We start from the raw sequence: 14,717 nt of genomic DNA, 5'->3' as shown, positions 1-14,717 counted from the left end.
AGCTCGGTCGGTATTCAGCTCACTTAGCGAAGAACTGAGTTTGGTCGCCAGATAGCAAAACCTCCTCACGAGGAGGAGGCTTTATCGAATTACTTTTGATTCAGCTGTTGCAAGAACTTGTCTGATTCAGCAATCGCGGCATTCATTTGCTTAATTGCGTATTGAATGTCTTTCTCTAGGCTAGAGAACTCGCCTTTCAGTGAGCCGATCGCGCTCGCGTTCAAGTTATGCTTGAGGTAAAGCGTGTTGTCACGCAGCGTATTCAACACTGGCGTCATCTTGTCTTCTGCACGCTTCATCGCGCTTAGCATACTCTTGTAAGAGGCTTTGGTTTCACGCAGCTTTTGTTCGCTAGAGCGACGCAGTTTGGCGCTAGTATACAGGTCTAGCTCACCTTGCCACTCTTCAAATAGTGCATCCGACACATCTTCAATTGCAGCAATACGGTCGCGCACATCTTGCGCCGCTTTTTCGCTGTCTTCGTATTTGTCGTTAATGTTGTTGTAGACGCTTTCTAGCTCACCGCCATCAAAGTTGGTCAGTGCCGAAAGGGCTTCTAGCGCACTGGTAAATTCTTCTTGTGCATCTTGTTGAGACTCTTTGGCGTCTTCCACGCGGTCAACCATAATGTCGCGTTTGTGGTATCCCACTTGCTCCATTGCTGAATAATATGCGGATTGACATCCTGTCAAAGTGAAAATTGATAGTACAATTGCTAATAAATAAGGCATTCTTATGTCCTCGACGCTAATTTATGGGATGAACTATGAACCAGTTATCAGAGAGTTACAAGGTGAGATTGAGCAAGCTCGTGCCGGGGAGCGTCGCGTTTTTCCAATATTTGCTCAAGCGCATGACGCACGATCGCGTCAATGTTAACGCAGGCTATTTAGCTTACATCACTTTGTTGTCTATTGTGCCGATGTTGACGGTATTGCTGTCGATATTGTCGAAGTTTCCGGTATTTGAGAATGTGGGCGAAACCTTGCAAGGGTATATCATTGATAACTTCGTCCCCGCTTCTGGTGATGCGGTAAGAACCGCATTGCAAGAGTTTGTATCGAACACAGGCAAGATGACCGCCGTGGGTGGTGCATTCTTGTTTGTTGCTGCCTTGATGCTGATTTCCAACATCGACAAAAACTTAAACTACATTTGGCGAGTGAAAGACAAACGTCGCCCAGTATTCTCATTTTCTATGTACTGGATGGTGTTGACCCTTGGTCCGATTCTGGTCGGCGCGAGTATTGCCGCAACCTCTTACGTAACATCGCTTAAGCTGATTGAAAACGAAACCTTGTCGGGCGCTTATAACCTGTTTTTGCGCTGGCTGCCTCTGCTGCTGTCATTCTTCGCATTCATGGGGCTGTACTTCTTAGTGCCAAACAAGAAGGTTTATCTGTCCCACGGTGCTATTGGTGCAGCCATCGCCGCGGTGTTGTTTGAATTGAGTAAGAAGGGCTTTGCTTTCTACATTACTCAATTCCCTTCTTACCAATTAATTTATGGCGCACTTGCTGCGATTCCGATTCTGTTTGTGTGGGTGTATTTGTGCTGGTTGATTGTGCTCATTGGTGCGGAAGTCACGGCCGCTTTGGGTGAAAGAGAGCACTGGAGTGACGACTTAGAAATGATACACTCGACCGCTGAATTACAATTAACAGATGAAGGAAGCGAGAGTCGTGATAGCGCTAATTCAACGAGTCAGTGAAGCCGCCGTTCGTGTAGAAGGTGAAGTTGTCGGTGAAATCGACCAAGGTCTACTTGTCCTACTTGGTGTAGAGAAGGACGATGATGAAGCAAAAGCAAAACGTTTGATGGAGCGCGTAACCACTTATCGTGTATTTGAAGACGACGAAGGCAAAATGAACCTCAACGTCAAACAAGTGAACGGTCAGGTTTTGGTGGTGTCTCAATTTACGTTACCAGCGGATACTAAAAAGGGCACTCGCGCAGGTTTTTCTCGCGGCGCGCATCCTGCGGATGCAGAACGTCTGTATGACTACTTCTCGGACTTGTGTGAGCAAGAACTGCCAACACAACGCGGTCGCTTCGCGGCGGATATGAAAGTGTCATTAATTAATGACGGTCCAGTGACTTTTTGGCTACAGGTCTAATCTGGCAACCACAACATCATGGTCTAAGCTTTAAGCCCAAGTAAATTGAATTTGCTTGGGTATTTTCTCCTAAGGCTTTCATTTGATTTGTACTTTCAAAGGATTGATATGTTCAAACTCATAACTCCAAAAACAGAAAATCAGCTCAACAAGTACTATCAATTTCGTTGGCAGTTGCTACGCGAACCTTGGCGTATGCCTGTAGGCTCCGAGCGTGATGAGTACGATGGCATGAGCCATCACCGCATGATTACCGACAGTCGTGGTCGTCCGATGGCGATTGGTCGGTTGTACATTACCCCAGATAACGATGGCCAGATCCGCTATATGGCGGTGAAGAACAACCGTCGCAGCAAAGGCATGGGCTCATTAGTGCTGGTGGCGCTTGAGTCGTTAGCTCGGCAAGAAGGGGCGAAGCGTCTGGTGTGTAATGCCCGTGAAGACGCGATTGCCTTCTATGAGAAGAATGGTTTTGAGCGTCGCGGTGAGCTTACCGATGAACGTGGTCCCGTGCGTCACCAACAAATGGTTAAACAGCTTGACCCAATGGCGGATGTGCTACGTCGCCCTGATTGGTGTACCGAGTTGCAACAGCGTTGGGAAGCGCAGATCCCGATCGCGGATAAAATGGGGATCAAAATCAACCAATACACAGGTTACCAGTTTGAGTGTAGCGCGCAGCTTAACCCAAACTTGAATCCACACAATACCATGTTTGCGGGCTCTGCTTTTACTCTGGCGACACTGACTGGGTGGGGCATGACGTGGCTGTTGATGAAAGAGCGTGGTTTGCACGGTGACATCGTATTAGCAGACAGTTCAATTCGTTATCGTCATCCGGTCGAGCAGAACCCAGTAGCGAGTACCTCGCTCGATGGCATTAGTGGTGATTTGGACAGGCTCGCATCAGGGCGTAAAGCGCGTATTGTTATCCATGTGGTGATTTACAGTGGAGACGTACCAGCGGTTGATTTTGTCGGCACGTACATGCTGTTGCCGAATTACTCTCAGCTACTTAGCTGTTAGTGGGGCGGGGGCTGGTGTTTCTTGTGGCGCATCTTGGTTAGCTGATGCGCCTTGTTCCGTCGCTGAATGGTTCGCCTCCGAAGTATTGTGTTCTTCAGGAGACGCTTCTTCGTTAATCGAGTCGTTCGCTGAGACCTCTGGGGCAGAGATAAGCTGCTCTTCGGAATGTGATGTTGCGGTTGGCTCTTCTTCCTCCATCACTTCCTCACTTAGCTCTTCTTCATGCTGTTCTAAGTTGATTGCCGCATTGTGCGTGACCTTGCTTGGTTCGGGAGTGCTTTGTTCTGGCTCCGTTTGCTCTTTCTGTTTTGGCTTATGTTGGCACTCATTTGTTTCGATTTCGCCACTCAGCACATCACCTTTAATCACTCCACACGTGTCTTTGAGTTGATAAATCACGCCAGAAAGCGGGTTGTTTGCCATATCAAATTCACCAGACAAGTTACCCGAAATAGCCTTGCCTGAAATGGTTACTGGTTGAAGTTTCACTTCACCACGCTGAGCGCGTAAACGTAATGGGCTGAAGGTGATCGCCTTGAGTGAATCATCCGCTTGTGACTTCAAGGTGGTATCGCGTAGGTTAGCTTCCACTTCTCCCGACAAGCTGTAAGCAAGCATATTTTGATCACCCGCCAAGCCTTTTAAATCGAGGCTTAAATCGGAGAAGCCATTGACCGCGAGTGCTGTTGGTAAGTAGGGATGAAGCAACAGCAGATGGATTCCATCCGCATTGAGGTTAAGCGTCCAAGGTTGGCTGGTGGTACTGAGGTCGATTTGACCTAAGCCTTCAATATAGCCTTGCTCCAGAGGTGCAAACAAACGCGTTAACTGCCAGAGTCCATCGTCACTTTGTGTTGTAATCGCAGCGTGTGATGTGATGACTTGGTCGTAACTCGCGTTTACCACGCTGGCATCAAGCTTGCCACTCCAAATGCCCCAATGACCGTTGTTGTGCTTTACTTCGAGCTGGTCACCTTCCAAATTCAAGCCAGAAAGCTGCCAGTAAGGCTGTTTGGATAACTGGATAACTTGGCTGCGTTCTATCTCTAACTTCTTCACATCGACTTGCTGGAGCCTCTCCGTGGCTTTTTGCCACCAGTCCACCTTGTCATCTGGTTGGATCGCCCATTTCAATCCACTGATAGTCGCGTTGTTGATTTTCCAATGCTCAGGCTCAAACTCACCAGATACCTGCACACGACCTTGTTGCCAATCCAAACTCAGTTCTTTCAGTTGAATCGAACCTGACTTGAGCGTGGCATTTAAGCGAGGTTCAATCGCAGTTTGATCTTGAAAACTGACGCTATCAGCTTGCAGAGAAAGCTGCGCAGTGGTCCCCCACAGTGACAACGGTAAGGAGGCGTTTTCTAGCGATAGCTCTAGGTTTTGCCAATGCCAATCTCCGTATTCGATATCTGCATTTAACAGATCGAGACTGTTGATATGGCTGATATGAACGGGCAGGGCCTGCCAAGGCTTAGCAAGCAAAGATTGTAGCTGTAGGTTGTCGATTTTTAGTTTATCGACGGTCATGTTTATGATTGACCAACCTTGTGGGTATTGTTCGCCTTGACCCGATACTTCGCTGCCACGCCAGTTAAATGAGGCGCCGTAAAGGGTGCTGTCTTGCGCTTTGTAATCCACGTCGATGAGTAATTTATCAAAGGCTTCGCCATTCCAATGCAATTGTTCGGCAGAGAGCTGAATCTCACCGTATGGCACTTGCTGAGTGTCGCTCGACCATATTGGATCTTGGATTTGCACATCTAACCCCGTAATGCTGAATGCATCATCGGCGTAATCGATGTTCTTCAAGGCGATTTGGTGGAAGTAAACATTGCCCAGCGCGGGCAGTGTTGGCATACCTTGCTGTAGACTCAACCCATCAATCAGCAAACTGTCGAAAATCCATTTTCCATCGCGACGAACATCCGGGTTCAGCCAGAGATCGACTTGCTCAATGAAGGGGAGATTTTGTTGTTTGGTTGCCACGCCATTGAGGGTGAGGTGGTAAGGAAACTCGTATTGAACGTTATCCGCTTGCAGTGGCAAATCGACTAAATCGGAAAACAGATTCCACGTTTGGCGAGAATGCGAGGTGGTCAGCATGCCTACAAAGACGGCCGGAACGGCGATCGCCAGTATGAGTATTAGAAGTAGAACTCGACTTGCTGTTTTCATCCCTGCCCAAACCTGTACATAAATTGGAGTAAGTGAATATTGAATTACTTAGATAGGCTTAAGCTTGTATCAATCTTGGGCTGGATTCAATAAAAAGCCCCTCAAAAGAGGGGCTTGAAGATTGTTTTTGTAGCTAGGTCACTAAGGTCTAGTGAGTGGCTTAATCCAGCTGAGGACCTGCTGCCACTAGTGATTTACCTTCTGCGTTGTCAGTGTACTTATCAAAGTTGTTGATGAAGCGCTCTGCCAAGTCTTTCGCTTTGCTTTCCCATTGTAGTGGGTCAACGTAGGTATCACGAGGATCAAGGATGCTTGGATCGACGCCTGGAAGTGAAGTTGGTACTTCTAGGTTGAAGATTGGAATGTGTTTGGTTTTCGCATCTTCAATAGAGCCATCAAGGATTGCATCAATGATGCCGCGTGTATCTTGGATGGAGATACGTTTGCCGCTGCCGTTCCAGCCGGTGTTGACTAGGTAAGCTTCTGCACCTGCTGCTTCCATACGTTTCACTAGCACTTCAGCGTACTTAGTTGGGTGTAGGGTTAGGAACGCTGCACCAAAACACGCAGAGAACGTTGGTGTCGGCTCAGTGATGCCACGCTCTGTACCTGCTAGCTTAGCGGTAAAGCCAGACAAGAAGTGGTACTTAGTTTGCTCAGGCGTTAGTTTTGAAACTGGAGGTAACACGCCGAACGCATCTGCCGATAGGAAGATCACTTTGTTTGCGTGACCGCCTTTCGACACTGGCTTCACGATGTTGTCGATGTGATGCAGTGGGTAAGACACGCGGGTGTTCTCTGTCTTAGAGCCATCATCAAAGTCGATAGAACCATCGCTACGAACCGTCACGTTTTCTAATAGAGCATCGCGGCGGATTGCGTTGTAGATATCAGGCTCGGCTTCTTTCGATAGCTTGATGGTCTTCGCGTAACAGCCGCCTTCGAAGTTGAATACGCCGTCGTCATCCCAACCGTGCTCGTCATCACCAATCAGTGCACGTTTAGGGTCGGTAGATAGGGTAGTTTTACCTGTGCCAGACAGGCCGAAGAAAATCGCTACGTCGCCTTCTTCGCCCATGTTTGCACTACAGTGCATCGATGCGATGTCTTTCAGCGGAAGGAAGTAGTTCATCATGGCGAACATGCCTTTCTTCATTTCGCCGCCGTACCAAGTACCGCCGATCAGTTGCATGCGCTCTGTTAGGTTGAACACAGTAAAGTTTTCAGAGTTCAGACCCTGTTCTTCCCACTTGTCGTTTGTGCACTTCGCGCCGTTCATTACCACGAAGTCAGGTTCAAACGTCGCCAACTCTTCTTCTGTTGGGCGGATGAACATGTTTTTCACGAAGTGCGCCTGCCACGCTACTTCGGTGATCACTCGAATGCTCAAACGAGTGTCTGGGTTTGCACCACAATAACCGTCAATCACAAATAGACGCTTACCTGAAAGCTGGTTGGTCACTAGCTCTTTTAGGTCGTCCCATACTTCTTTGTTGATTGGTTTGTTGTCGTTTTTCACTGCGTCAGAAGTCCACCACATGTGCTCTTCTGTCGTTGCATCTTTAACAATGTACTTATCTTTTGGTGAGCGACCAGTAAAGATACCAGTGTCTACGGCAACCGCGCCGAGTTCTGTAACCACACCACGTTCATAACCTGTTAGGTCAGCACGGGTCTCTTCCTCAAACAGCATTTCGTAGCTTGGGTTGCGAACAACCTCTTTAACGTTATGCAGTCCGTGTTTGGTCAGATCAATTGTTGCAGCCTTTGTATGTTCCATAACGGTCATAGGTGCTCCTTATAAGGATTTTTGTAGGGATTTTGTAAGAATGTTTTAATTTTTATCTGCTCACCATGCTAGCAACGGGGTGGGGATAAAACAGGGATATAGCTCAAAAAATACCCATGATTTAAGTAAGGTTTTAGGTAGCCCGTCACATATTGGTGCGAATAGTTTATCGTGGGCGCAAACCTTTGCGCTAGGGGAAAAGAATTATTAATTATTTAAAATTAAGCGGTTGCTTTATTACGTCTGAGGCTAGGTAATTAGAGGGTTTGATCACAAAAAGGCCAGCATGATGCTGGCCTTTTGAAGGGTAAATTACAAGCTTGTTAAGCTATGAAAATTAATGCAGTGTTTTCTTCTCTGGAGCGGCTTGTGCATACAGCTCAGTGATCTCCGCTTCGTCAAACGAATATGACGTGCCACAGTAATCACAATGTAAAGAAACTGATCCTTCTTCCGCTAAAATGTCATTAATTTCAGCACGCTCGACGGTAATGATCGCTGCACCACTACGTTCACGAGAACAGCCACAGTGGAACTCCACTGGTTGCGGTTCGTAAAGACGAACAGAATCTTGGTTGTACAAGCGGTAAAGCAGTTCGTTTGCAGGTAGAGTGAACAGTTCTTCGTTCTTCACGGTTGCTGTTAATTGCTCTAGGTGCTCGAAGTCTTCGGGTGTACCCGTACCGTCTGGCATTACCTGAATCATCATGCCTGCTGCGTGAGCTTTACCTTCGTGTTCACCAGTACGGATCCACAGGCGCGTCTTCAACTGCTCTGAGTTTGCGAAGTAGCCTTCGATAACGTCAGCCAGTGTTTCACCTTCTAGGCCAACGACACCTTGGTAACGTTCGCCTTTCTTCGGCTCGATAGTGATCACTAGGTAGCCTTTACCCATCATGTCGTGCAGGCTTGCGTCATCCGCAATGTCGCCTTCCCAACGTGCAACGCCACGGATCTTCTGATCGTGATCGCCATTGATTACAGCCAGTGATACAGGACCATCACCTTGTAGTTGGATAGTGATTGAGCCTTCGAACTTCAAAGTTGCCGTTAAAAGAGTGGTTGAAACGAGTAGCTCACCCAACAGTTTTTGCAGTGCTGCCGGATATTCCTTGCTGGAGATAATACGTTGGTATGCTTCATCCAATTGAACCAACTCGCCACGTACTGAAAGATCTTCGAATAGGTAGCGGTTTAAAACATTATTTGCCATGGAGTGCTTTCCTCGTCGGTAATTCCGGCTTTTATTGGTGTTTGAACTTAATGATGTCACGGCGCTGCTTCTTATCTGGGCGGCGTTCCGGACTTGGGTTGTGGGCGTTGAGTTTACGCTGTTTCGCGAACTCTTCGCGTTGGCTGATGCTTTCGTCAGTTTCACGATAGAGCGTTTGAGCGATTGGTGCGCCCATGCGACGATCAGAGATTTTCTCGATAATCACCGTCTTCTCTTCATTACCTTGGCGAAGACGAATCTCAGCGCCCAACTCAACGATTTTGCTTGGTTTGCTTCGTTGCCCATTATAGTGGACTTTACCGCCATCGACCATATTGCGTGCGACGGAGCGGGTTTTATAAAATCTGGCAGCCCATAGCCATTTATCTAGCCTTACGGCTTCATTTGCGGAACTCATACGACTCTACACTATCTAATCACTGCAATAATAAGGCAGTGACTGGTGGATTATTCACCTACAGATGGAGCCAAGGCTGTTTTTTTTCAAGGGAGTTGGCAAAAACTGCATAAGAAAAAGGTATGAAAAAGAACTTGTGATATAGTTCACTGCTCTTTGTTGAGTAGTAATTTTATTGCAAATTTAGCAAGATAGAGTCGACACTATCTACTTATACTTAAGGTCGACCGACGTCAGAATAAAGGAATCAATTCAGTGAAGCGTTTAGAGCTAAGTGCAGGATTAGCAAGCAGCCCGCTACTGGCTCAGATTAAGTCCAACAATCACGCCATACAAGCGAAACTCAGTTTGTTCTTAACTTGTCTATTCATCGCAATGACAGGCTGGATATTGGGTAAAGTGGTGTGGCTAGCAATGCCTCAAACTTCTGATGTGACTCAATGGAAGCCATCAGCAGGTGCTGTTGCGTCTACGAATAAAAAGGACGCGATTGATTTCAACGCCCTTCAAAATGCGAACTTGTTCGGAAAGTACACCGAGCAAAAGCCGGTCGTAGTAGAACAACCTGTCGTGCAAGATGCGCCTAAAACTCGCTTAAACCTAACACTTGTTGGTGCAGTTGCGAGCAGCAACGCAAAAACGAGCCTAGCGGTGATCGCCAATCGAGGTAAGCAAGCCACTTATGGTATCGGCGAAGAAATTGACGGCACACGTGCAGAATTAAAAGCGGTATTGGTCGATCGTGTGATCATCGATAACCAAGGCCGTGATGAAACCCTAATGCTCGAAGGTATCGAGTACAGCAAACTGTCTGAAACACGTCCAGCAGCCCGCCCGCAAGCGGCGAAAGCGGATAAATCATCAGCGGTGAGTGAGAAGGTCGACCAAATTCGTGCGGAGATTTCCAAAGATCCGCAAAGCGTATTCAAGTACATCAACATTTCTCCAGTCAAAAAGGATGGAGGAATCGTCGGTTATCGCGTCTCACCAGGTCGTGATGCGGCGTTGTTTAATGATGTCGGTCTAAAACCTGGTGATATTGCGGTGCAATTAAATGGGATCGATTTAAGTGATCCTTCATCTTCAGTAGAACTGATGCAAGTGATGAACGATCCGCAAGAACTGAATTTGACTGTTGAGCGCGATGGCCAGCAGTACGACATCTATATCCAATTGTAATACTTAGGCAAGCTGCGTAAGTTCAGGGAGACATACGTGAAACATTGGTTTAGCAAAAGTACTTGGTTACTTGCAGGGACACTACTCTGCGCTCCAGGTGCGATGGCGAACGAGTTTAGTGCAAGTTTCAAAGGCACTGATATTCAAGAATTCATCAATATTGTTGGTCGCAACCTAGAGAAGACCATCATCGTTGACCCGTCTGTGCGCGGTAAGATTGACGTACGTAGTTACGACGTTCTTAACGAAAAGCAGTACTACAGCTTCTTCTTGAACGTTCTTGAAGTGTACGGTTATGCCGTTGTCGAAATGGACAATGGTGTGTTGAAAGTCATCAAAGCGAAAGATTCAAAAACGTCAGCAATCCCGGTTTTGGGTGATGACAGTGCGCAAGGCGACAGCGTGATTACCCGTGTGGTTGCGGTGCGTAATGTGTCGGTTCGTGAACTTTCTCCGCTACTGCGTCAACTGATTGATAACGCAGGTGCCGGTAACGTGGTGCACTACGATCCAGCTAACATCATCTTGATCACGGGTCGCGCTGCGGTAGTAAACCGCCTAGCGGAAATCATCAAGCGCGTTGACCAAGCGGGTGACAAAGAAATCGAAGTCGTAGAGCTGCGCAATGCGTCTGCTTCTGAGATGGTGCGTATCGTTGATGCCCTGAACAAAACGACCAACCAAAAGAGCACACCTGAATTCCTAGAACCAAAAATCGTAGCGGATGAGCGTACTAACTCCATCCTGATTTCTGGTGACCCTAAAGTTCGTGCGCGCCTGAAGCGTTTGATTCGTCAACTTGACGTTGAAATGGCGACCAAAGGCAATAACCGCGTGGTTTACCTAAAGTACGCGAAAGCGGAAGACCTAGTTGATGTACTAAAAGGCGTATCTGACAACCTACAGGCTGAGAAGCAAGCAGGTCAAAAAGGCGCATCAAGTGCACAGCGTGGTGAAGTGGTGATTGCCGCTCACGAAGCAACCAACTCGCTAGTTTTGACTGCGCCGCCAGATATTATGATGGCACTGCAAGACGTGATTGCTCAGCTCGATATTCGTCGTGCACAGGTTCTGATTGAAGCACTTATCGTTGAAATGTCAGAAGGTGATGGCATTAACCTTGGTGTTCAATGGGGTAACCTAGAGACAGGTGCGGTAATCCAATACGGCAACACTGGTGCGCAAATCGGTAATGTCATGGTTGGTCTTGAAGAAGCGAAAGACCAGACTCGTACAGAGTACTACACCAACAGCGATGGTGAACGAACGCCTTATGATGTTACGGAATCTGGTGACTACTCTACTCTAGCGGCAGCACTTGGCGGCGTTAACGGTGCAGCAATGAGTATCATGATGGGTGACTGGACGGCATTGATTACCGCTGTTTCATCCGATTCAAACTCAAACATTCTGTCTTCTCCAAGCATTACGGTAATGGATAACGGTGAAGCGTCATTCATCGTAGGTGAAGAAGTGCCGGTAATTACAGGCTCGACAGCAGGCTCAAATAACGATAACCCATTCCAAACGGTCGATCGTAAAGAAGTCGGTATCAAACTGAAAGTGGTACCTCAAATCAACGAAGGTGATTCAGTTCAGCTAAACATTGAGCAAGAAGTGTCTAACGTTCTGGGTGCAAATGGCGCGGTTGACGTACGTTTTGCTAAGCGTCAGCTAAACACCTCTGTGATGATCCAAGACGGCCAAATGCTTGTGCTTGGTGGTTTAGTTGATGAGCGTGCGCTAGAAAGTGAATCAAAAGTGCCGCTATTGGGTGATATCCCAGTGATTGGCCAGTTGTTCAAATCAACCAGCACGCAAACTGAGAAGCGCAACCTGATGGTATTCATCAAGCCAACCATCATCCGTGATGGTATGACGGCAGATGGTATTACTCAGCGCAAATACAACTTCATCCGTGCAGAGCAGTTATACAAAGCACAAGAAGGCTTGAAGTTGATGGATGATTCAAACATTCCAGTGATGCCGGAATTTGGTCAGGAACGTAAGCATCCTACTGAAATCCAAGCGTTCATTGATCAGATGGTAAAGAATAATGGTTGATATGTTAGACACAGCGCCAAGTATGCGCCGTCTGCCATTCAGTTTTGCCAACCGCTTTAAACTGGTTTTGGAGACGGAGCACCCTGAGCGCCCTCCAATTCTGTATTACGTAGAGCCGCTTAACCCTGCGGCTCTGGTTGAAGTACGTCGAGTACTGAAACAAAACTTTATTCCTCAAGTGATGGACAAAGAAGCGTTCGATAAAAAGCTCACTGAAGCTTATCAACGTGATTCTTCTGAAGCCCGTCAGTTGATGGAAGACATTGGCGCAGACAGTGATGACTTCTTCTCATTAGCAGAAGAGCTACCTCACGATGAAGATTTGTTGGAATCGGAAGATGATGCGCCAATCATCAAATTGATTAACGCCATGTTGGGTGAAGCGATCAAAGAAGGGGCGTCGGATATCCATATTGAGACGTTCGAGAAAACCCTTTCGATTCGTTTCCGTGTCGATGGTGTATTGCGTGAAGTCTTAACCCCGAGCCGCAAGCTAGCACCTTTGCTGGTTTCTCGTGTGAAGGTTATGGCGAAGCTGGATATTGCGGAAAAACGCGTACCTCAAGATGGTCGTATTTCACTGCGTATCGGTGGTCGTGCGGTGGACGTGCGTGTATCGACCATGCCTTCATCGCATGGTGAGCGTGTAGTAATGCGTCTACTGGACAAGAACGCGACTCGTCTTGACCTGCATAGTTTGGGTATGACCCCTTCAGTGCATGACAACTTCCGTCATTTGATTGGTCGCCCTCACGGCATCATCCTGGTAACCGGTCCGACAGGTTCGGGTAAGTCGACGACCTTGTACGCGGGCTTGCAAGAGATCAACAGCAATGAACGCAACATTCTGACTGTTGAAGATCCTATCGAATTCGATATCGATGGCATCGGCCAAACACAGGTAAACCCTAAGGTTGATATGACCTTTGCGCGAGGTCTGCGTGCGATTCTTCGTCAAGACCCGGATGTAGTGATGGTCGGTGAGATCCGTGACTTAGAGACTGCACAGATTGCGGTGCAAGCCTCTTTGACTGGTCACTTGGTTATGTCGACACTACACACCAACACGGCTGTGGGTGCGATTACTCGTCTGCGTGACATGGGTATTGAACCCTTCCTGATCTCTTCTTCGCTATTGGGCGTGCTAGCACAGCGCCTAGTTCGTACCCTTTGTTCTGACTGTAAAGAGCCATACGAAGCGGATAAAGAACAGAAGAAACTGTTCGGTCTGGAAGAGCATGAATCGCTGGTTCTGCATCGTGCAAAAGGCTGTGAAGTGTGTAACCAAAAAGGTTACCGCGGTCGTACTGGTATTCACGAACTTCTAATGGTGGATGAGAAGGTTCAAGAACTGATCCACAGTGAAGCGGGTGAACAAGAAATTGAAAAAGCCGTACGAGCTCACACGCCAAGCATTCGCAGCGATGGCCTAAGCAAAGTCAGTCGTGGTATCACTTCTCTTGAAGAGGTGATGCGAGTGACCAAGGAAGCGTAATGGCAGCATTTGAATACAAAGCGCTAGACGCGAAAGGCAAACAAAAGAAAGGCACCATTGAAGGGGATAATGCTCGTCAGGTGCGCCAACGCCTAAAAGAACAGGGCATGATCCCTGTCGAGGTGATGGAAGCCAAAGCCAAAGCTGCGAAGTCTTCAGGTGCATCAGTTGGATTTAAACGAGGTATCAAAACCGCAGAGCTTGCCCTAATTACGCGTCAGCTATCAACGCTTGTGCAATCTGGCATGCCATTGGAAGAGTGTTTGAAAGCCGTCTCAGAGCAGGCTGAAAAACCACGCATTCGCTCAATGATTGCGGCCGTGCGCTCGAAAGTCACTGAGGGTTATCCGCTTGCAGACAGTTTGGGTGATTACCCACATGTGTTTGACGAACTATTTCGATCTATGGTGGCGGCTGGTGAAAAGTCCGGTCACTTAGATGCGGTACTAGAGCGTTTGGCAGATTATGTAGAAAACCGTCAGAAGATGCGCTCTAAACTGCTTCAAGCCATGATTTACCCAGTTGTGCTGGTGGTGTTTGCGGTGGGCATTGTGTCATTGCTACTTTCTTCAGTGGTGCCGAAAATCATTGAGCCAATCATTCAAATGGGGCAAGAGCTACCACAGTCGACGCAAATGCTATTGTCTGCGAGTGAGTTTGTCCAAGAATGGGGCTTAATCATTTTTGTTGTCTTTGTGGTGTTCTTTTACGGTTTAAAACTGGCACTACAGAAACCAAATTTTCGCTTGGCTTGGGACCAAAAAATTCTTAGCTTACCGCTGATTGGCAAGATTTCTCGCGGTCTGAACACATCGCGATTTGCTCGCACCTTATCGATTTGTACTTCAAGTGCGATTCCTATTCTTGAAGGCATGCGTGTGGCAGTTGACGTTATGTCGAACCGTTATGTAAAACAACAAGTGTTAGTGGCGGCAGACAACGTGCGTGAAGGGGCAAGTCTGCGTAAAGCGCTCGATCAAACTCGCTTATTCCCACCAATGATGCTGCACATGATTTCCAGTGGTGAGCAGAGTGGTGAGCTTGAAAGCATGTTGACACGTGCGGCGGACAACCAAGACCAAAACTTTGAATCTACAGTGAATATCGCTTTAGGGATCTTCACTCCAGTGCTGATAGCATTGATGGCTGGTCTCGTTCTTTTCATCGTAATGGCGACATTGATGCCAATGTTGGAAATGAATAACTTGATGAGCGGATAAAATTCGAGTTAAGTC

The 14,717-nt window shown here is 47.5% G+C and carries 12 protein-coding genes; 7 read left to right on the top strand and 5 right to left on the bottom strand.

Annotated elements, in window-relative coordinates:
* Nucleotides 1-89: 89 nt before the first annotated feature.
* Nucleotides 90-731 carry a DUF2959 domain-containing protein gene (locus KIO97_RS03505; RefSeq protein ID WP_005529068.1) on the bottom strand — a complete coding sequence of 214 codons (642 nt, stop codon included), beginning with the start codon at nucleotides 729-731 and terminating at the stop codon, nucleotides 90-92.
* A 35-nt stretch (nucleotides 732-766) separates the two neighbouring features.
* Here KIO97_RS03505 and KIO97_RS03500 point away from each other — a divergent pair, with 35 nt between their 5' ends.
* The 3 genes from KIO97_RS03500 to KIO97_RS03490 all read left to right on the top strand — a co-directional run bounded on the left by KIO97_RS03500 (nucleotide 767) and on the right by KIO97_RS03490 (nucleotide 3,143).
* On the top strand, nucleotides 767-1,711 hold the full coding sequence (locus KIO97_RS03500; RefSeq protein WP_005529070.1) for a virulence factor BrkB family protein: 945 nt from the start codon (nucleotides 767-769) through the stop codon (nucleotides 1,709-1,711).
* Nucleotides 1,683-2,117 carry a D-aminoacyl-tRNA deacylase gene (dtd, locus tag KIO97_RS03495; protein ID WP_005430105.1) on the top strand — a complete coding sequence of 145 codons (435 nt, stop codon included), beginning with the start codon at nucleotides 1,683-1,685 and terminating at the stop codon, nucleotides 2,115-2,117. Before KIO97_RS03500 ends, dtd begins: the two co-directional genes overlap by 29 nt.
* Before the next feature lie 108 nt (nucleotides 2,118-2,225).
* Nucleotides 2,226-3,143 (top strand): bifunctional GNAT family N-acetyltransferase/hotdog fold thioesterase, encoded by a 918-nt coding sequence (locus KIO97_RS03490; RefSeq protein ID WP_038890206.1) that lies wholly within the window; start codon nucleotides 2,226-2,228, stop codon nucleotides 3,141-3,143.
* On the opposite strand, the gene KIO97_RS03485 is transcribed toward KIO97_RS03490, so the two are convergent.
* The 4 genes from KIO97_RS03485 to hslR form a co-directional block, all read right to left on the bottom strand.
* Nucleotides 3,129-5,324 carry an AsmA family protein gene (locus KIO97_RS03485; protein ID WP_285380999.1) on the bottom strand — a complete coding sequence of 732 codons (2,196 nt, stop codon included), beginning with the start codon at nucleotides 5,322-5,324 and terminating at the stop codon, nucleotides 3,129-3,131. The two genes, KIO97_RS03490 and KIO97_RS03485, sit on opposite strands and share 15 nt — an antisense overlap.
* Before the next feature lie 160 nt (nucleotides 5,325-5,484).
* The gene (pckA, locus tag KIO97_RS03480; RefSeq protein ID WP_005430087.1) at nucleotides 5,485-7,113 is read right to left on the bottom strand and encodes a phosphoenolpyruvate carboxykinase (ATP); all 1,629 of its coding nucleotides are present in this window, start codon (nucleotides 7,111-7,113) and stop codon (nucleotides 5,485-5,487) included.
* 337 nt (nucleotides 7,114-7,450) lie between these two features.
* A complete protein-coding gene (hslO, locus tag KIO97_RS03475) occupies nucleotides 7,451-8,326 on the bottom strand; it encodes an Hsp33 family molecular chaperone HslO (protein WP_005430180.1) in 876 nt (291 codons plus the stop codon).
* A gap of 31 nt (nucleotides 8,327-8,357) precedes the next feature.
* Complete coding sequence (gene hslR, locus KIO97_RS03470; RefSeq protein ID WP_285380997.1) at nucleotides 8,358-8,744, bottom strand: ribosome-associated heat shock protein Hsp15; 387 nt, start codon at nucleotides 8,742-8,744, stop codon at nucleotides 8,358-8,360.
* Nucleotides 8,745-8,999: 255 nt separating this feature from the next.
* Here hslR and gspC point away from each other — a divergent pair, with 255 nt between their 5' ends.
* From gspC to gspF, 4 genes are read left to right on the top strand one after another with little or no spacing between them, the layout of a single operon-like run.
* Nucleotides 9,000-9,923, top strand: coding sequence for a type II secretion system protein GspC (gene gspC / locus KIO97_RS03465; RefSeq protein WP_285380996.1), 924 nt, complete (start codon nucleotides 9,000-9,002; stop codon nucleotides 9,921-9,923).
* 36 nt (nucleotides 9,924-9,959) lie between these two features.
* Nucleotides 9,960-11,987 (top strand): type II secretion system secretin GspD, encoded by a 2,028-nt coding sequence (gene gspD, locus KIO97_RS03460; protein WP_038890211.1) that lies wholly within the window; start codon nucleotides 9,960-9,962, stop codon nucleotides 11,985-11,987.
* Complete coding sequence (gene gspE / locus KIO97_RS03455) at nucleotides 11,980-13,482, top strand: type II secretion system ATPase GspE (RefSeq protein ID WP_038890212.1); 1,503 nt, start codon at nucleotides 11,980-11,982, stop codon at nucleotides 13,480-13,482. Before gspD ends, gspE begins: the two co-directional genes overlap by 8 nt.
* Nucleotides 13,482-14,702, top strand: coding sequence for a type II secretion system inner membrane protein GspF (gspF, locus tag KIO97_RS03450; RefSeq protein WP_005430086.1), 1,221 nt, complete (start codon nucleotides 13,482-13,484; stop codon nucleotides 14,700-14,702). The genes gspE and gspF overlap by 1 nt, the downstream gene beginning before the upstream one ends.
* Nucleotides 14,703-14,717: the final 15 nt, after the last annotated feature.

Origin of the sequence: Vibrio sp. B181a, from assembly GCF_030248375.1 — a bacterium.
GTDB classification, from domain to species: domain Bacteria; phylum Pseudomonadota; class Gammaproteobacteria; order Enterobacterales; family Vibrionaceae; genus Vibrio; species Vibrio campbellii.
The sequence above is the reverse complement of the archived record's forward strand: the minus strand, read 5'-3'. Positions and strand labels throughout refer to the sequence as shown.